The 16,650-nt window shown below is 66.1% G+C and carries 15 protein-coding genes; 9 read left to right on the top strand and 6 right to left on the bottom strand.

The genetic code is table 11. From position 1 onward, the window contains the following. Positions 1–9: 9 nt before the first annotated feature. From znuB to zur, 3 genes are read right to left on the bottom strand one after another with little or no spacing between them, the layout of a single operon-like run. On the bottom strand, positions 10–798 hold the full coding sequence (znuB, locus tag VQ065_RS31425) for a zinc ABC transporter permease subunit ZnuB (RefSeq protein ID WP_003096998.1): 789 nt from the start codon (positions 796–798) through the stop codon (positions 10–12). Beyond that, complete coding sequence (znuC, locus tag VQ065_RS31420) at positions 791–1,600, bottom strand: zinc ABC transporter ATP-binding protein ZnuC (RefSeq protein WP_003096993.1); 810 nt, start codon at positions 1,598–1,600, stop codon at positions 791–793. The genes znuB and znuC overlap by 8 nt, the downstream gene beginning before the upstream one ends. Next, positions 1,600–2,103, bottom strand: a complete 504-nt coding sequence (gene zur / locus VQ065_RS31415) for a zinc uptake transcriptional repressor Zur (protein ID WP_003096992.1) — start codon at positions 2,101–2,103, stop codon at positions 1,600–1,602. Before zur ends, znuC begins: the two co-directional genes overlap by 1 nt. Before the next feature lie 69 nt (positions 2,104–2,172). Here zur and VQ065_RS31410 point away from each other — a divergent pair, with 69 nt between their 5' ends. The 3 genes from VQ065_RS31410 (at position 2,173) to VQ065_RS31400 (ending at position 6,116) form a co-directional block, all read left to right on the top strand. Further along, on the top strand, positions 2,173–3,096 hold the full coding sequence (locus VQ065_RS31410; RefSeq protein ID WP_003096990.1) for a zinc ABC transporter substrate-binding protein: 924 nt from the start codon (positions 2,173–2,175) through the stop codon (positions 3,094–3,096). Between the two features lie 109 nt (positions 3,097–3,205). Then, positions 3,206–5,410: an adenosylcobalamin-dependent ribonucleoside-diphosphate reductase gene (locus tag VQ065_RS31405; RefSeq protein ID WP_014604136.1), complete on the top strand. Its 2,205-nt coding sequence runs from the start codon at positions 3,206–3,208 to the stop codon at positions 5,408–5,410. A gap of 16 nt (positions 5,411–5,426) precedes the next feature. Further along, positions 5,427–6,116, top strand: a complete 690-nt coding sequence (locus tag VQ065_RS31400) for a TSCPD domain-containing protein (RefSeq protein ID WP_003096987.1) — start codon at positions 5,427–5,429, stop codon at positions 6,114–6,116. A 617-nt stretch (positions 6,117–6,733) separates the two neighbouring features. Here VQ065_RS31400 and VQ065_RS31395 read toward each other — a convergent pair. Both VQ065_RS31395 and VQ065_RS31390 read right to left on the bottom strand, forming a co-directional pair. Beyond that, on the bottom strand, positions 6,734–7,684 hold the full coding sequence (locus tag VQ065_RS31395) for a homoserine kinase (RefSeq protein ID WP_003096985.1): 951 nt from the start codon (positions 7,682–7,684) through the stop codon (positions 6,734–6,736). Between the two features lie 33 nt (positions 7,685–7,717). Continuing rightward, positions 7,718–8,008 carry a DUF2782 domain-containing protein gene (locus tag VQ065_RS31390; protein WP_003096984.1) on the bottom strand — a complete coding sequence of 97 codons (291 nt, stop codon included), beginning with the start codon at positions 8,006–8,008 and terminating at the stop codon, positions 7,718–7,720. A 77-nt stretch (positions 8,009–8,085) separates the two neighbouring features. Here VQ065_RS31390 and polA point away from each other — a divergent pair, with 77 nt between their 5' ends. Next, complete coding sequence (gene polA, locus VQ065_RS31385; protein ID WP_003096982.1) at positions 8,086–10,827, top strand: DNA polymerase I; 2,742 nt, start codon at positions 8,086–8,088, stop codon at positions 10,825–10,827. Positions 10,828–11,090: 263 nt separating this feature from the next. Here polA and yihA read toward each other — a convergent pair whose 3' ends face one another. Then, positions 11,091–11,738, bottom strand: coding sequence for a ribosome biogenesis GTP-binding protein YihA/YsxC (gene yihA, locus VQ065_RS31380; RefSeq protein WP_003096980.1), 648 nt, complete (start codon positions 11,736–11,738; stop codon positions 11,091–11,093). A 183-nt stretch (positions 11,739–11,921) separates the two neighbouring features. Between yihA and VQ065_RS31375 the strand changes: the two genes are divergently transcribed. The 5 genes from VQ065_RS31375 (at position 11,922) to dgcP (ending at position 16,575) form a co-directional block, all read left to right on the top strand. After that, complete coding sequence (locus VQ065_RS31375) at positions 11,922–12,215, top strand: c-type cytochrome (RefSeq protein WP_003096979.1); 294 nt, start codon at positions 11,922–11,924, stop codon at positions 12,213–12,215. A gap of 45 nt (positions 12,216–12,260) precedes the next feature. Then, positions 12,261–12,866 carry a c-type cytochrome gene (locus VQ065_RS31370; RefSeq protein ID WP_003102831.1) on the top strand — a complete coding sequence of 202 codons (606 nt, stop codon included), beginning with the start codon at positions 12,261–12,263 and terminating at the stop codon, positions 12,864–12,866. A 167-nt stretch (positions 12,867–13,033) separates the two neighbouring features. Then, positions 13,034–13,669, top strand: a complete 636-nt coding sequence (gene dsbA, locus VQ065_RS31365; RefSeq protein ID WP_003096976.1) for a thiol:disulfide interchange protein DsbA — start codon at positions 13,034–13,036, stop codon at positions 13,667–13,669. Positions 13,670–13,684: 15 nt separating this feature from the next. Beyond that, positions 13,685–14,563, top strand: a complete 879-nt coding sequence (locus tag VQ065_RS31360; RefSeq protein ID WP_003096975.1) for an endonuclease/exonuclease/phosphatase family protein — start codon at positions 13,685–13,687, stop codon at positions 14,561–14,563. Next, positions 14,560–16,575, top strand: coding sequence for a diguanylate cyclase DgcP (gene dgcP / locus VQ065_RS31355; RefSeq protein WP_003096973.1), 2,016 nt, complete (start codon positions 14,560–14,562; stop codon positions 16,573–16,575). Before VQ065_RS31360 ends, dgcP begins: the two co-directional genes overlap by 4 nt. Positions 16,576–16,650: the final 75 nt, after the last annotated feature.

Raw genomic sequence — 16,650 nt, 5'->3', positions numbered from 1 at the left:
CGCCAGATTCTACACCGTGCGGCGGGGCAGGACAAAACTCAGCAGGAACAGGCCGGCGGCGCTGACCACGATCGAGGGGCCGGCGGGGGTATCCTTGAACCAGGACAGGGCCAGGCCGGCGCACACCGCGACCAGTCCCAGCAGGCTGGCACCGACCGCCATCTGCTCGGGACTGCGGGCATGGCGCTGGGCGGCGGCGGCGGGAATGATCAGCAGCGAGGTGATCAGCAGTACGCCGACGATCTTCATCGCCACGGCGATGACGATGGCGATCAGCAACATCAGCGCCAGGCGGATCGCTCCGACCGGCAGGCCTTCCACCTTCGCCAGTTCCTCGTGCACGGTGATCGCCAGCAGCGGCCGCCAGAGGAAGCAGATCAGTGCCAGGACCAGCGCGCTGCCGGCGATTATCCACAGCAGGTCGCTGGCGCTCACCGCCAGCAGATCGCCGAACAGGTAAGCCATCAGGTCGACCCGCACTTCCTTCATGAAGCTCAGGGTGACCAGGCCCAGCGACAGGGTGCTGTGGGCGAGGATGCCCAGCAGGGTGTCGGCGGCCAGCGGCTGGCGCTGCTGCAGGGTCACCAGCAGCACCGCGAGCAGCACGCAGCCGACGGTCACAGCCAGGGTCGGGCTGACATCGAGGAGGAAACCCAGGGCTACCCCGAGCAGTGCGGCGTGGGACAGGGTATCGCCGAAATAGGCCATCCGCCGCCAGACCACGAAGGAGCCCAGGGGGCCAGCCACCAGGGCCAGGGCGAGGCCGGCGAGGAGGGCGTTGAGCAGGAAGTCAGCCATGGTTGCAGTCGGGGCCGTGCTTGTGGACAGGAGTGAAGCGGGTGCCTGGAGGCAAGGCGCCGGGACCGGCCTTGACCACCTCGCCGTGGAGGTCGTGGGCGTGGTCGTGATGGTGGTGGTAGATCGCCAGGCTGCGAGCGTCCTGGCCGAACAGCTCGACGAAGGCCGGGTCGCCGCTGACCTGCTCGGGGTGCCCTGAGCAGCAGACATGGCGGTTCAGGCAGACCACCTGGTCGGTGGCACTCATCACCAGGTGCAGGTCGTGGGAGACCATCAGCACACCGCAGCCGTAGCGGTCGCGCAGTTTGCCGATGAGGCGGTAGAGTTCGGCCTGGCCGGCGACGTCGACGCCCTGCACCGGCTCGTCGAGCACCAGTAGCTCGGGCTTGCGCAGCAGAGCGCGGGCCAGCAGCACGCGTTGCAGTTCGCCGCCGGAAATGCTTTGCAGCGGTCGCTCCAGCACGTGCGACGCGCCGACCTCGCGCAACGCCGCCAGCGCCTGCTCGCGCCTGACCCCGGGTACCAGGCGGAGGAAGCGCAGTACGCTGAGCGGCAGGGTGGCGTCGACGTGGAGTTTCTGCGGCATGTAGCCAATGGTCAGCCGCGGCCGTCGCCAGACCTCGCCGACGTGCGGCTTGAGCAGGCCGAGCACGCTGCGTACCAGGGTGGTCTTGCCGGCGCCGTTGGGGCCGATCAGGGTGACGATCTGGCCGGGCTCGATGGCCAGGTCGACATCGCTCAGCACCGCCTGGCCGTTGAAGGACACGCCGACCTGGGTCAGCCGCACCAGCGCGTTGTCCATCAGGCGTCCTTCTGGTCCCGGCAGGTGCCGCAGAGGCCGACCACCTCGACGGTCTGGCTTTCAACGGCGAAGCCGACGCTGTTCGCTCCGGCGACGATGGCCCGGCTGATATCCGGCTGTTCCAGCTCGATCGCGGTGTGGCAGGTGCGGCAGATGAGGAACTGGCCCTGGTGGCTGTGCTCCGGGTTGTTGCAGCCGACGAATGCGTTGAGCGAGGCGATGCGGTGCACCAGGCCGTTCTCCTGGAGGAAGTCCAGCGCGCGGTAGACGGTCGGCGGCGCGGCGCGGCGGCCGTCGGTTTCGCTGAGCACCGCGAGGATATCGTAGGCCCCCAGCGGCTTGTGGCTCTGCCAGACCAGTTCCAGCACGCGCCGCCGCAGTTCGGTCAGGCGCACGCCCTGGCGCGCGCACAGCGCATCGGCCTCGGCCAGCGCGGTGCTGACGCACTGGCTGTGGTCATGGGGCTGGCAGGCCAGCGGGGTCTTGGGCGCAATCTTGTACATGGGCTGCGACGCTCGAGGGTAGAGACGTTATTATATTACCCGCTAACCACCTTTCATGTGAGTGCCGCCGTGACCCTGCGTCCCTTTGCCCTGCTGTCCGCCTGCTTCGCCCTGTTCCTGCTGGCTTCGCCGGCGCGCGCCGAGGTCAGCGTGCTGACCAGCATCAAACCGCTGCAACTGGTCGCCGCGGCCATCCAGGACGGCGTCGGCCAGCCGGACGTACTGCTGCCGCCGGGCGCCTCGCCACACCAGTACGCCCTGCGTCCTTCCGACGTACGGCGGCTGCGCGAGGTGCAATTGTTCTACTGGATCGGCCCGGACCTGGAGAACTTCCTGCCCAAGGTGCTCGCCGGCCGCCAGGGCACCAGCGTCGCGGTGCAGGACCTGCCGGGCATGCACCTGCGCAAGTTCGTCAATTTCGAGGAAGAGGAGCATGCCGGGCACGACGAGCACGACCATGACCATCGTCCCGGCATGCTCGACGCCCACCTCTGGCTGTTGCCGGCCAACGCCCGCACCATCGCCGCGCGGATGGCCGAGGACCTGGCCCAGGTCGACCCGGCCAACGCCGGGCGCTACCGGGCCAACCTGAAGGCCTTCGAGGAGCGCCTCGGCGGGCTCGACGGGAAACTCCGCGAACGCCTGGGCAAGCTTGCCGGCAAGCCTTTCTTCGTCTTCCACGAAGCCTTCGATTATTTCGAGGAAGCCTATGGGCTGCGCCATACCGGCGTGTTCGCGGTATCCGCGGAGGTCCAGCCGGGAGCACGCCATGTCGCCGCCATGCGCGCCCAGCTGAAGGCCGCCGGTCCGGCCTGCATCTTCAGCGAGCCGCCGCTTCGACCGCGGCTGGCCGACACCCTCAGCGAAGGCCTGCCGGTGCGCCTGGCCGAACTGGACGACCTGGGCGTGAACGTGAGCGTGGACGCCAACGGCTATGAGAATCTTCTGAACAACCTGGCAGGCGAATTTGCCGGCTGTCTGGAAAAGCTCTGAAAACCCGTGACTGATGGCCGCGCCCTCTTGCGCGCGGCGTCCCGATGACTAAGGTTGTCTGTTGCTGCCTGACACAAGATATTGATTCCCGTCAGGTACGGATAACTAGATGTTGCGTACGGTGGCCGGCTTCGGACGCCCCAACAACCATCGGGAGGTTAATCAGCGGATGGCCAAGACAGACGCACGCAGTCCCCGCACCGAACGCGGGACCATCGCCCTGCAGGACGCGTCGCAGGATATCTGGGACAAGAAGTACCGGCTCAAGAGCAAGGACGGTACGCCGGTGGATGCCAGCGTCGACGGTACCTGGCAACGCGTCGCCCGCGCCCTTGCCGATGTCGAGGACAAGGCCTCCCGCGAACACTGGTACGGGCGCTTCCTCTGGGCCCTGCGCAACGGCGCCATCCCGGCCGGCCGGATCATTTCCAATGCCGGCGCCCTGGGGCACAAGCCGGCCACCTCGACCATCAACTGCACGGTGTCCGGGACCATCCAGGACTCCATGGACAACATCCTCGAGAAAGTCCACGAGGCCGGCCTGACGCTCAAGGCCGGCTGCGGCATCGGCTATGAGTTCAGCACCCTGCGCCCGCGCGGCGCCTACGTTTCCGGTGCCGGTGCCTACACCAGCGGGCCGCTGTCGTTCATGGACATCTACGACAAGATGTGCTTCACCGTCAGCTCCGCCGGCGGCCGCCGCGGCGCGCAGATGGGCACCTTCGATGTCAGCCACCCGGACGTCCGCGAATTCATCCGCGCCAAGCGCGAGGACGGGCGCTTGCGCCAGTTCAACCTGAGCCTGCTGATCACCGACCAGTTCATGCAGGCGGTGGAACAGGACGCCGACTGGCCGCTGGTATTCCCGGTGCACGTGAAGGAGCGCGACGAGATCGACCTCGACGACCCCAACGCGGTGGTCTGGCGCGAATGGCCGATCCAGGACGACTACGTCCAGCGCGCCGACGGGCTGGTTGCCTGCAAGGTCTACGGCCAGGTCCGCGCCCGCCACCTGTGGGACATGATCATGGTCTCCACCTACGACTATGCGGAGCCGGGCTTCATCCTCATCGACCGGGTCAACGAACTGAACAACAACTGGTGGTGCGAGGCGATCCGCGCCACCAACCCCTGCGGCGAGCAGCCTCTGCCGCCGTACGGCTCGTGTCTGCTCGGCTCGGTCAACCTCACCTGCTTCGTCGAGCAGCCATTTGGCGACGAGGCGCGCTTCGACTGGGACCGTTTCCGCGAAGTGGTGCGGGTGTTTACCCGGATGCTCGACAACGTGGTGGAAATCAACGGCCTGCCGCTGGAACAGCAACGCCAGGAAATCCTTGGCAAGCGCCGGCATGGCATGGGCTTCCTCGGCCTGGGCTCGACCCTGACCCTGCTCAAGCTGCGCTACGGCAGTCCCGAGGCCTGCGTATTCACCGAGGAAGTGGCGCGGGAAATGGCCCTGGTGGGCTGGGAAGTGGCCCTGGAGCTGGCCAGGGAGAAGGGCCCGGCGCCGATCCTGGCGCAGGACTACGAAGTCACCGCGGAAATGCTTCGCAAGCGTCCGGAAATGGCCGCCGATGGCTATAAGGCCGGCGACCGCATCCGCGGCAGCGTGCTTCACGCCAAGTATTCCCGCTACATGCAACGGGTCGCCGAACATGCTCCGGAACTGATCGAGGCGTTGGCTGAAACCGGCGCGCGCTTCACCCACCACAGCTCCATCGCGCCGACCGGGACCATCAGCCTGAGCCTGGCCAACAATGCCTCCAACGGCATCGAGCCGAGCTTCGCCCACCATTATTCGCGCAACCTGATCCGCGAAGGCCGCAAGACCAAGGAAAAGGTCGAGGTCTACAGCTACGAGCTGCTGGCCTACCGGACCCTGGTCAACGCCCAGGCCCTGCCGGACAGCGACGACCCGGCGCGACGCCTGCCGGACTACTTCATCACCGCCGACAGCGTCACCCCGGCGCAGCACGTGGACATCCAGGCGGCGGCGCAGAAGTGGGGCGATTCGTCGATCTCCAAGACCGCCAACGTGCCCACCGACTACCCGTTCGAGGACTTCAAGGACATCTACCGCTACGCCTGGCACCAGGGACTCAAGGGCTGCACCACCTTCCGCTTCAATCCCGAGGCGTTCCAGGGCGTGCTGGTCAAGGAGTCCGACCTGGAGAAGACCCGCTACCGCTTCGAACTGGAGGACGGCAGCGTGGTGGAGTTCAAGGGCAACGAGCAGGTCGAGTACGACGGTGAGATCCATACCGCCGCCAACCTCTTCGACGCCTTGAAAGAAGGCTATTACGGCAAGTACTGAGGCCGGGGGAATCGATATGTCAGCAGTCAAGATCACGCAGAAGATCAAGGGCTTCAAGGTCGTCAACGAAGCCGAGGAGCAGGCCCTTGCCGCCGCCGCGGAAGCCGCGTCGGTGGTGCAGATGGACGAGACCCTGGAGCGCCCGGATACCCTGATCGGCGCCACCTACAAGATCAAGTCGCCGCTGTTCGAGCACGCGCTCTACGTGACCATCAACGACATGGTCCTCAACGCGGGCACGGCGCACGAGCAGCGGCGTCCCTTCGAGATCTTCATCAACTCGAAGAACATGGATCATTTCCAGTGGATCGTCGCACTTACCCGCATCATGTCCGCGGTTTTCCGCAAGGGCGGCGACTGTACCTTCCTTGTCGAGGAACTCAAGGCGGTATTCGACCCGCGCGGGGGCTACCTGAAGAAAGGCGGCATCTACATGCCTTCCATCGTCGCCGAGATCGGCGGCGTGCTGGAGCGCCACCTGACGGCCATCGGCCTGTTGCGTGGCCCTGAACTGGACGAGGAACAGCGTCTTTTCCTCGCGGAAAAACGCGCCGCCTACGAGGCCGCCCAGGGCACCAGCAAGGTCGAGCCGGGCGAAGGCTTCCCCGCCGGCGCGCAACTGTGCGGCAAGTGCAACAGCATGGCGGTGGTACAGATGGACGGCTGCGCCACCTGCCTCAACTGCGGACACTCGAAATGTGGGTGAGCACTTGAAAAACGCATGCGTTTTTCAATGCGAACGACCGGCCAGGATGGCCGGGCCGGGGGTGGGCTGAACGACGAAGCCTCGACAGGATGTCAGCTCGGCCTTACCCAAGACGCCGAACCGCATGCGTTTTGAAGGGCGAACGACCGGCCAGGATGGCCGGGCAGGGGGTGGGCTGAACGACGAGGCCTCGACAGGATGTCGGCTCGGCCTCACCCCAAGACGCCGAACCGCATGCGTTTTTCAATGCGAACGACCGGCCAGGATGGCCGGGCCGGGGGTGGGCTGAACGACGAAGCCTCGACAGGATGTCGGCTCGGCCTCACCCCAAGACGCCGAACCGCATGCGTTTTTCAATGCGAACGACCGGCCAGGATGGCCGGGCCGGGGGTGGGCTGAACGACGAGGCCTCGACAGGATGTCGGCTCGGCCTCACCCCAAGACGCCGAACCGCATGCGTTTTGAAGGGCGAACGACCGGCCAGGATGGCCGGGCCGGGGGTGGGCTGAACGACGAAGCCTCGACAGGATGTCAACTCGGCCTCACCCAAGACGCCAAACCGCATGGGTTTTGAAGGGGGAGCGGCCGCAGGACGGCCGTACTCCTGCGGTTCCTACCTACAACGCAAACGGCAAATGAATCTCCACGTTCTGCCGTTGCGCCAGGCGCATCTCGAACTCCGCCGGATCATGGATCAGCACGTCCTGTCCGGCGAACGCCTCGGCGGCGATCAGTCGCGACAGCCAGAAGCGCACGCAGGCGACCCGCAGCATGCTCGGCCAGTGCTCGGCTTCCAGCGCGGTGAACGGCCGGCGGTTGGCGTAGGCGGCGAGCAGGGCGCGGGCGCGGTCCGGGTCCAGGCTGCCGTCGGCATTGGAGCACCAGTCGTTCAGGGTGATCGCCAGGTCGTAGAGCATCCAGCCGGAGCAGGCGTTGTAGAAGTCGATCAGACCGGCCAGGTGCGGGCCGTCGAACAGCACGTTGTCGCGGAACAGGTCGGCATGCAGGTTGGCGCGCGGCAGCGCAGGGCGCTCGGCATCCAGCGCGGCGATCTCCGCCAGGGCCGGGGCGAGCAGGGCGCGGGCCCGTTCCGGTAGTCGCGGGGCGAGGTTGGCACCTTGTTCCAGCATCCAGGGCAGGCCACGGTCGCTCGGGCGTTCGAGGATGCGCCCGCGGGTGGCGGCGTGAAGGTGGCCGAGCAGATCGCCCACTTCCTGGCAGTGGTGGGCGTTCGGCTGCCGCTCGTGGCGGCCGGCCAGGCGCGGTTGCAGCAGCGCCGGCTTGCCTTCGAGACGGCGCAGGGCCTCGCCGTCGCGGGTGCGCAGGGCGTAGGGCACCGGCAGGCCGTCCTCGTGGAGCACGTCGAGCAGTTCGATGAAGAACGGCAGGTCCTGCACCGGCCCGCGCTCGACCAGGGTCAGGACGAACTCGCCGTGTTCCAGGCTGACGAAGAAGTTGCTGTTCTCGGAGCCTTCGGCGATGCCACGGAAATCCCGCAGGCGGCCCAGGTCGTAGGGGGCGAGGAAGGCTTCCAGGGTCGAGCGTTCGAGTGGGGTGAACACCGACATGTCAGCGCGGCCTCGCCAGGTTGGAAATGCACATCACCAGCTGAAGATCTCCCATTGTGGAATCAGCTTGTCCGGCTGGTCGGAGCGAATGAAGTTGCCATCGCTGCCGTCAGCGCGGACCAGGAAATAGGGTTTGCCATGCTTGGGAACCACCTTGATGGCGTAGAGGAAGCCATTCACGCGGTATTCCTGGATGGTCTTGTCGCCCTCCTGGCGGATGGTTACGTCGGGCTCGCCGGAAGGCGCGTCGTCGTCCGCCGCCATCGCGACGAGCGGGGCGAACGCCAGCAGTCCGGCGAGCATCAAGCGGTTCAGCGTACGCATGGTAACCTTGCTCCTTTATCGAATCGTCCAGGGTTCATTCTACACGCCCTGGTCTCCGGAAAAGGTTGATTCCCCTCATGAGCCAAGCGCCCCTCGTCCTGGTGGACGGTTCCTCGTACCTGTACCGCGCCTTCCATGCCCTGCCGCCGCTGACCACCTCGACCGGCAAGCCCACCGGTGCGGTGAAGGGCGTGCTGAACATGCTCCTGAGCCTGCGCAAGCAGTACCCGGACAGCCCGTTCGCGGTGGTCTTCGACGCCAAGGGCCCGACCTTCCGCGACGAGCTGTTCGCCGAGTACAAGGCCAACCGGCCGTCGATGCCCGACGACCTGCGGGTCCAGGTCGAGCCGCTGCATGCCAGCGTCCGCGCCCTCGGCCTGCCGCTGCTGTGCGTGGAGGGGGTCGAGGCCGACGACGTGATCGGCACCCTGGCGCGCAGCAGCGCCGCGGCTGACCGCCCGGTGGTGATTTCCACCGGCGACAAGGACATGGCGCAACTGGTCGACGGGCACATTACGCTGGTCAACACCATGACCGGTAGCCGCCTCGACGTGGATGGCGTGAAAGAGAAATTCGGCGTCGGTCCTGAGCTGATCATCGATTTCCTCGCCCTGATGGGCGACAAGGTCGACAACATCCCCGGCGTTCCCGGCGTCGGCGAGAAAACCGCGCTGGGCCTGCTGACCGGCGTCGGTGGCGGCCTGGAGGTGCTCTACGCCAGCCTGGACAAGGTGCCCGAGCTACCGATCCGCGGCGCCAAGGGTTTGCCGGCGAAGCTCGAGGAAAATCGCGAGCAGGCGTTCCTGTCCTATCAGTTGGCGACCATCAAGACCGACGTCGAACTGGACGTGGAGATCGACAAGCTGTATCCCGGCGAGCCGCAGCGCGAAGCGCTGATCGCCCTGTACCGCGAGCTGGAGTTCAAGAACTGGCTGGACGACCTCCTGCGCGAGGCCAAGGAGGCCGGCGAGAACGGCGAGGCGGAAACGCCTATCCAGGCCGAGGTCGACTACGACGTGGTGCTCGACCAGGCCGGGTTCGACGCCTGGCTGAAGAAGCTGGAGGAGGCCGAGCTGATCGCCTTCGATACCGAGACCACCAGCATCGACGCCCAGCAGGCGCAGGTGGTGGGGGTGTCCTTCGCCGTGAAGGAGGGCGAGGCCGCCTACGTGCCGCTGGCCCACAGCTACATGGGCGTTCCCGAGCAACTGGACCGTGACGCGGTGCTGCGTGCGTTGAAACCGCTGCTGGAGGATCCGAAGAAGCTCAAGGTCGGCCAGCATGCCAAGTACGACATCAATGTCCTGGCCAATGCCAGCACCCCCATCGCGCTGCGGGGCGTAGCCTACGACACCATGCTCGAGTCCTATGTGCTGGACTCCACCGCCACTCGCCACGACATGGACAGCCTGGCCCTGAAGTACCTCGGCCACAGCACCATCCGTTTCGAGGACATCGCCGGCAAGGGCGCCAAGCAACTGACCTTCGACCAGATCGCCATCGAACAGGCCGGGCCCTATGCGGCGGAGGACGCCGACGTGACCCTGCGCCTGCACCAGGCCCTGTGGCAGAAGCTGGAGGCGATCCCGTCCCTGGCCAGGGTCCTGACCGACATCGAGATGCCGCTGGTACCGGTGCTGGCGCGGATCGAGCGCAACGGCGCGCTGGTCGACGCCAACCTGCTGGGCATCCAGAGCCGCGAACTGGGCGAGAAGATGGTCGCCCTGGAGCGCCAGGCATACGACCTGGCAGGGCAGGAATTCAACCTCGGCTCGCCCAAGCAGCTCGGCGCGATCCTCTACGACAAGCTCGGCCTGCCGGTTCTGAGCAAGACCGCGACCGGCCAGCCGTCCACCGCCGAGGCAGTGCTCGCCGAACTGGCCGAGCAGGACTTCGAGCTGCCCAAGGTGATCATGCAGTACCGCTCCATGAGCAAGCTCAAGAGCACCTACACCGACCGCCTGCCCGAGCAGATCAACCTGCGTACCGGACGCATCCATACCTCATACCACCAGGCGGTGGCGGCTACCGGGCGGCTGTCGTCGAGCGACCCGAACCTGCAGAACATCCCGATCCGTACCGCGGAGGGCCGGCGCATCCGCCAGGCGTTCGTCGCGCCGCAGGGCTACAAGCTATTGGCCGCGGACTACTCGCAGATCGAGCTGCGGATCATGGCCCACCTGGCCAAGGACGATGGCCTGCTGGATGCCTTCCGCCACGACCTGGACGTACACCGCGCCACCGCGGCGGAAGTCTTCGGCGTGCCGCTGGAAGACGTCAACGGCGACCAGCGACGCAGCGCCAAGGCGATCAACTTCGGATTGATCTACGGCATGAGCGCCTTCGGCCTGGCCAAGCAGATCGGCGTCGAGCGCAAGGAGGCCCAGGCCTACATCGACCGTTACTTCGCCCGCTACCCCGGCGTCCTGGCGTACATGGAACGGACCCGCGCCCAGGCCGCGGAGCAGGGCTTCGTCGAAACCCTGTTCGGCCGTCGCCTGTACCTGCCGGAGATCCATTCGAAGAACGGTGCCATGCGCAAGGCCGCCGAGCGCACCGCGATCAACGCGCCGATGCAGGGCACCGCGGCGGACATCATGAAGCGCGCCATGGTCGCTGTGGATAACTGGCTGCAGGAAAGCGGCCTCGATGCCCGGGTGATCCTCCAGGTGCACGACGAACTGGTGCTGGAAGTGCGCGAGGACCTGGTCGAGCAGGTGTGCGAGGGAATCCGCCCGCTGATGAGCGGCGCGGCGACCCTGGACGTACCGCTGGTGGTCGAGGCGGGTGTCGGTTCGAACTGGGACGAAGCCCACTGATGAACGGTTGCGAGGCCCGTGTGGCGGGCCTTGCGAGCAGGTCCGGAGTGCCCGGTGAGGGTGCCGTGGAAAAGTTTTTCGCGGTGCGCTGAACTTTCCCGTTTTGCCGACAGTCAGAACACACGAATGGCTTCTTGAGCCCTTCGATGCTCCTTTGCAGTGTTTAGTGTTGGCAGATTCCTGGACCCCGCCCTAGCGGTCCGGACTTGAACCCCGAACTTCCCCCTCCCCATACGAAGCTCGGGGTTTTTTTTGCCTGGAATTCAGGCTTCCTCGAACGCCTCTTGTTCCTCGTCCAGCAGGCCCAGCCATTGCGCCAGGACCATTTGCGCCTCGTCGACGCCCTGGCGCTTGGGCGCGGAGAACAGTTGCAGGGTGGCGACGTCGCCCCAGCCTTGCTGGACTTCCCGGCGTACCTTGAGCAGGGCGTTCTTGGCCGCGCCGAAGGCCAGCTTGTCGGCCTTGGTCATCAGTACATGGATCGGTAGCTGGCTGGCCTGGGCCCAATCCAGCATCAGTCGGTCGAAGTCGGTGAGCGGGTGGCGGATGTCCATCATCAGGAACACCCCGGCCAGGCTTGCGCGGCTGCTCAGGTAGGCTTCCAGGTGGCGCTGCCAGTGCTGCTTCAGGGGGATCGGCACCTTCGCGTAGCCGTAGCCGGGCAGGTCCACCAGGCGCCGCGAGTCGTCCAGGGCGAAGAAATTGAGCAGTTGGGTACGTCCCGGGGTTTTCGAGGTGCGCGCCAGGTTGGCGTGGGTGAGGGTGTTCAGCGCGCTCGACTTGCCGGCATTGGAGCGCCCGGCGAAAGCGACTTCCAGGCCCTCGTCGGGGGGGCACTGGTCGACCTGGGCGGCACTGATGAGAAAGCTGGCCTTCTGGCACAGGCCGACGATGGGGTTCTTCTCTGACATGGGTTATCCACAGGGGTGCGACTCGGTGTCGCGGGGGGCTGTTTCGTTTCCGTTTCGGTATCGGAAGTATATAATGCCGCGGATTTTGTGTGCGCTTTATCCCCCAGGGTCGAGCGCGCGCGGGAACGGACAGAGCATTTTCCGCGCGGTAGAACGCGGGCGTTCCCCCTGATGAGGACGATCATGAAGAAACTGCTGCTCGCAGCGACAGTCGTTGCGGTGGCCGTTACGGCGCAGGCGGCGCAGGACCCGGAAGCAGTGTTCAACCGGACCTGTGGCGCGTGTCACGACGGCCAGCTGCCGATGGCGCCGAAAAAGGGCGACCATGCCGCCTGGGAGCCGCGGCTGGCCAAGGGCATGCCGACCCTGGTCCAGCATGTGACCAACGGATTCAACGCCATGCCGCCCCGCGGCCTGTGCACCGACTGCAGTGCCGAAGACTACCAGGCAACCATCCAGTGGATGGTGAAGAAGTAGCCGAAGCCCACTATCTTTCACCCTTAGCCGTAATTGGATTAGCTGATGAACAAACTTCTCGTGAGTCTGCTGTTGACCCTGGGTCTGACCGGCCTTGCCCATGCCGCTGGCGATGCCGCCGCGGGCCAGGCGAAAGCCGCGGTATGCGGCGCCTGTCACGGTGCGGATGGCAACAGCCCGGCGCCGAACTTCCCGAAACTGGCCGGCCAGGGCGAGCGTTACCTGCTCAAGCAGATGCATGACATCAAGGACGGCAAGCGTACCGTGCTGGAAATGACCGGCCTGCTGACCAACCTCAGCGACCAGGACCTGGCCGACATCGCCGCCTACTTCGCCAGCCAGAAGATGAGCGTCGGCATGGCCGATCCGAACCTGGTGGCCCAGGGCGAAGCGCTGTTCCGCGGCGGCAAGATCGCCGAAGGCATGCCGGCCTGCACCGGTTGCCATTCCCCGAGCGGCGTCGGCATCGCAACCGCCGGTTTCCCGCACCTGGGCGGCCAGCACGCGACCTACGTGGCCAAGCAGCTGACCGACTTCCGCGAAGGCACCCGCACCAACGACGGCGACACCAAGATCATGCAGTCCATCGCCGCCAAGCTGTCGAACAAGGACATCGCCGCGATTTCCAGCTACATCCAGGGTCTGCACTGATCGCTGCGTAGCACGGCAAAAAAGATGTATGAAAAAGGGTGGCCTCGGCTGCCCTTTTTTGCGTCCGCCATCGCTACAATGCTGGAACCCGTGACCGCTCCCCCCGGTCGAACTGACCGGGCCGAACCCGACCGGAGAGCGGCACTGACCTCGCCTAGGAGTGAACGATGCGTAACCTGATTCTCACCGCCATGCTGGCCATGGCCAGCCTGTTCGGCATGGCCGCCCAGGCCGACGACTATACCGCCGGCAAGGAATACGTCGAGCTGAGCAGCCCGGTGCCGGTGTCCCAGCCGGGCAAGATCGAAGTGGTGGAACTGTTCTGGTATGGCTGCCCGCATTGCTACGCGTTCGAGCCGACCATCGTGCCGTGGAGCGAGAAGCTGCCGGCAGATGTTCATTTCGTGCGCCTGCCTGCCCTGTTCGGCGGTATCTGGAACGTCCATGGGCAGATGTTCCTGACCCTGGAAAGCATGGGTGTCGAGCATGACGTACACAACGCCGTGTTCGAGGCGATCCACAAGGAGCACAAGAAGCTCGCCACTCCGGAAGAAATGGCCGATTTCCTCGCCGGCAAGGGCGTGGACAAGGAAAAATTCCTGAGCACCTATAATTCCTTTGCCATCAAGGGCCAGATGGAAAAGGCCAAGAAGCTGGCGATGGCCTACCAGGTCACCGGCGTACCGACCATGGTGGTCAATGGCAAATACCGCTTCGACATCGGCTCCGCCGGTGGTCCGGAGGAAACCCTCAAGCTGGCCGACTACCTGATCGAGAAAGAGCGCGCAGCGGCCAAGAAGTAGGCAAGGTGATTCGGCATGTTGCGCCGCTGGCAGCGTGAACCTCGGGTCGCAGGCAGCTGCGACCCGCGAGTGAACCCCTCCTGTGACGATTCGCGGGAGTTGCCCGACGACGGCCGCCTGCGCCTTCTCAGCTTCAACATCCAGGTCGGTATCAGCACCGAGCGCTACCGCCACTACCTGACCCGCGGTTGGCAGCACCTGCTGCCCCACGCGGGGCGGGCGACCAACCTGAAGCGGATCGGCGAACTGCTCGCCGACTACGATCTCGTCGCCCTCCAGGAAGCCGACGGCGGCAGCCTGCGTTCCGGCTACGTCAACCAGGTCGAGCACCTGGCCCAGTTGGGGGCGTTCCCCTACTGGTACCAGCAGCTCAACCGCAACCTCGGGCGTATCGCCCAGCACAGCAACGGCCTGCTCAGCCGCTGGCGGCCGACCCTGCTGGAAGATCATCCGTTGCCTGGTCCGCCGGGACGCGGCGCGATCTTCGTGCGCTTTGGCGAAGGCGCCGACGCGCTGGTGGTAGTGATGATGCATCTCGCTCTCGGCGCTCGCACCCGCACCCGCCAGCTCGCCTATATCCGCGAGCTGATCGGCGACTACCGCCACCAGGTGCTGATGGGCGACATGAACACCCACGCCGTCGATCTTCTGGAAAACTCGCCCCTGCGCGACCTCGGCCTGATGGCGCCGCAGGTCGAGGCGACGTTTCCCAGCTGGCGGCCGCAGCGCAATCTCGACCATATCCTGCTCAGTTCCGATCTCGCTCTCGAGCGGGTCGACGTGCTCGACCAGCCGATCTCCGACCATCTGCCGGTATCGGTGGAGATTCGCCTGCCGGACAACCTGCGCGACAAGGCCTTGGTCGTGCGCGGGGATGCCGGGAGTCCGCCATGAGTCGCGACGACGTCCAGCGCTGGAAAGACAAGTACCTGGAGAACATCGAGCAGCAGGAGCGCCTGCAACGGCGCTGGGATGCCCGCATCGACCTGCTGCGTCGCGGCCTGGTGCGTAGCAGTCTGGCGGCCGAAGGCAGCGACAAGGCGGTCGACCAGTGCATGAAGGAGCTGCGCGAGATCCTCCGTCGCGACGACATGGACGCCGGCCTGTCGGGCCTGATTCCGCGCCTGGAAAAGGCCGTGCTCGACTCCGAACAACGCCGCCAGCAACGCACCCAGCAGAACATCGATGCCCTCGGCGAACTGGCCCAGCAGTTGCTGGCCCTGAACCTGCCGCGGGAACTGCGCAAGCCGCTGAAGCAGTTCGCCCGCGATATCGAGGAGCGCGCCCGGCAGTCGCGCGAGATTCCGATCCTGCTCAGCGAGCTGAGCAGGCTGCAACGCCAGGCGCTGGCCGAGCGCAAGGGCGGCGATGCCGAAGACGGTCGCCCGAGCCTGTTGCAACGCCTGTTCGGCGGCAAGGAGTCGGAAACCGCCGCGGAGCCGAGCGCATCGGTGCCGTCCGTTGTGGCGGCAAGCAATACACCGATCCAACCGGCGGCGGCCGCGCCGTCCCTGCCGGTCGCCGAGCACGACGAGGCGCCAGGCGGTCCGCCGCAGCCGTTGCCCGCCCGCACGGTCGCCGCCATCGAAAGCGCGCCAGCGGGTTGGGTCGGGGTCGCCGAGCGTGGCGAGCCGAACCAGATCCTGCTGGATGAGCCTCGGGAAATCTGGCTCGACAGCCTGCCGCTACCGGCAGGCCTGAGCTTTAGCGAGACGCTGGAAGACGCGGGTGCGGAGTCGCCGCGCGCAGTGCTGGCGGACGTTGAAAGCGCGCCCGAAGCTCCGGTCACCCCTGTGGATAACCTCGACGGGCAGGCGGTAGACGAGGCCTACGAACTGCCGCCGCCGATACCGGAGCCCGGCTACAGCGCGGTGGCGCCGCACATCGAGGCCAGCCTGCTGCGGCTGCTCGACGGCCTGTCCCTGCCGAGCAGCCACCAGCCCCAGGCCGAGGCGCTGCGGGAGCGGATCGATGGCAGCCTGAACTGGTATGAGCTGGTGCCGGTACTCGACGACCTGGCGGTGCTGGTGCTGTCCCTGGCGGACAGTGGCCAGCGCGACTTCGAGGAATACCTGCGGCAACTCAACGAGCGCCTGGAAAGCTTCCTCGGCCACCTGGGCGACGCCCACGCCGGCTATACCGACGTGTTGGACAACGCGCGCGGCTTCGACCAATCGCTGCGTGAGCAGGTCAGTGGCCTGCAGGCCAGCGTGCAGCAGGCGACCGACCTGAACAGCCTCAAGCTGGCGGTGGACAGCCGGCTGAACGGCCTGCTCGCCTCCATGGACGAACACCAGCGCGAACAGGCCGAGCACGAACAGGAGGTGTCCGGCCGCCTGCAGGCGCTGATGGAACGGGTCAACAGCATGGAACAGGATGCCAAGGCGTTCCACAGCCACCTGGAGGACCAGCGACAGAAAGCCCTGACCGATCCGCTGACCGGGCTGCCCAACCGCGCGGCGCTCAGCGAGCGCCTGGAACAGGAGGTGGCGCGCCGGCACCGGGACGGCGGCGATCTGCTGCTGGCGGTGCTGGACATCGACCACTTCAAGCGGATCAACGACGACTTCGGCCACCTGGCCGGGGACAAGGTGCTGAAGATCATTGCCGGCGAATTGCGCAAACGGTTGCGCCAGGCCGATTTCATCGCCCGTTTCGGCGGCGAGGAGTTCGTCGTCCTGCTCCCGGCCACGTCCCTGGAAGCCGGCCGGCAACTGCTCGAACGGCTGCGCGCGGCGATCGCCGCCTGTCCGTTCCATTTCAAGGGCGAGCCCCTGAGCATCACCTGTTCCGCCGGCATCACCGCGTTCGAAGGCAACGAGGCCGGCGAAGTGGTTTTCGAGCGCGCCGACCAGGCGCTGTATCGAGCCAAGCGCGCCGGCCGGGACCGCCTGGAAGTGGCCTGAAGGGCGACCAGCGCACATTCCGGCGACTCGGGACGGGCTCGCCTGCAGGTGTTGCCTCGGCTCGCTAGAATGGTC

It is taken from the genome of Pseudomonas sp. KBN10P06128, from assembly GCF_037574945.1.
Lineage (GTDB): Bacteria > Pseudomonadota > Gammaproteobacteria > Pseudomonadales > Pseudomonadaceae > Pseudomonas > Pseudomonas aeruginosa.
The sequence above is the reverse complement of the archived record's forward strand: the minus strand, read 5'-3'. Positions and strand labels throughout refer to the sequence as shown.

Excerpts from the sequence above, each read along its gene's own strand:
- VQ065_RS31360 (WP_003096975.1), top strand. The coding sequence starts at position 13,685 with ATGTTGCGCCGCTGGCAGCGTGAACCTCGGGTCGCAGGCAGCTGCGAC.
- VQ065_RS31405 (WP_014604136.1), top strand. The coding sequence starts at position 3,206 with ATGTTGCGTACGGTGGCCGGCTTCGGACGCCCCAACAACCATCGGGAG.
- VQ065_RS31400 (WP_003096987.1), top strand. The coding sequence starts at position 5,427 with ATGTCAGCAGTCAAGATCACGCAGAAGATCAAGGGCTTCAAGGTCGTC.
- VQ065_RS31390 (WP_003096984.1), bottom strand. The coding sequence starts at position 8,008 with ATGCGTACGCTGAACCGCTTGATGCTCGCCGGACTGCTGGCGTTCGCC.
- dsbA (WP_003096976.1), top strand. The coding sequence starts at position 13,034 with ATGCGTAACCTGATTCTCACCGCCATGCTGGCCATGGCCAGCCTGTTC.
- yihA (WP_003096980.1), bottom strand. The coding sequence starts at position 11,738 with ATGTCAGAGAAGAACCCCATCGTCGGCCTGTGCCAGAAGGCCAGCTTT.
- zur (WP_003096992.1), bottom strand. The coding sequence starts at position 2,103 with ATGTACAAGATTGCGCCCAAGACCCCGCTGGCCTGCCAGCCCCATGAC.
- znuB (WP_003096998.1), bottom strand. The coding sequence starts at position 798 with ATGGCTGACTTCCTGCTCAACGCCCTCCTCGCCGGCCTCGCCCTGGCC.
- VQ065_RS31395 (WP_003096985.1), bottom strand. The coding sequence starts at position 7,684 with ATGTCGGTGTTCACCCCACTCGAACGCTCGACCCTGGAAGCCTTCCTC.
- dgcP (WP_003096973.1), top strand. The coding sequence starts at position 14,560 with ATGAGTCGCGACGACGTCCAGCGCTGGAAAGACAAGTACCTGGAGAAC.
- VQ065_RS31370 (WP_003102831.1), top strand. The coding sequence starts at position 12,261 with ATGAACAAACTTCTCGTGAGTCTGCTGTTGACCCTGGGTCTGACCGGC.
- polA (WP_003096982.1), top strand. The coding sequence starts at position 8,086 with ATGAGCCAAGCGCCCCTCGTCCTGGTGGACGGTTCCTCGTACCTGTAC.
- VQ065_RS31375 (WP_003096979.1), top strand. The coding sequence starts at position 11,922 with ATGAAGAAACTGCTGCTCGCAGCGACAGTCGTTGCGGTGGCCGTTACG.
- znuC (WP_003096993.1), bottom strand. The coding sequence starts at position 1,600 with ATGGACAACGCGCTGGTGCGGCTGACCCAGGTCGGCGTGTCCTTCAAC.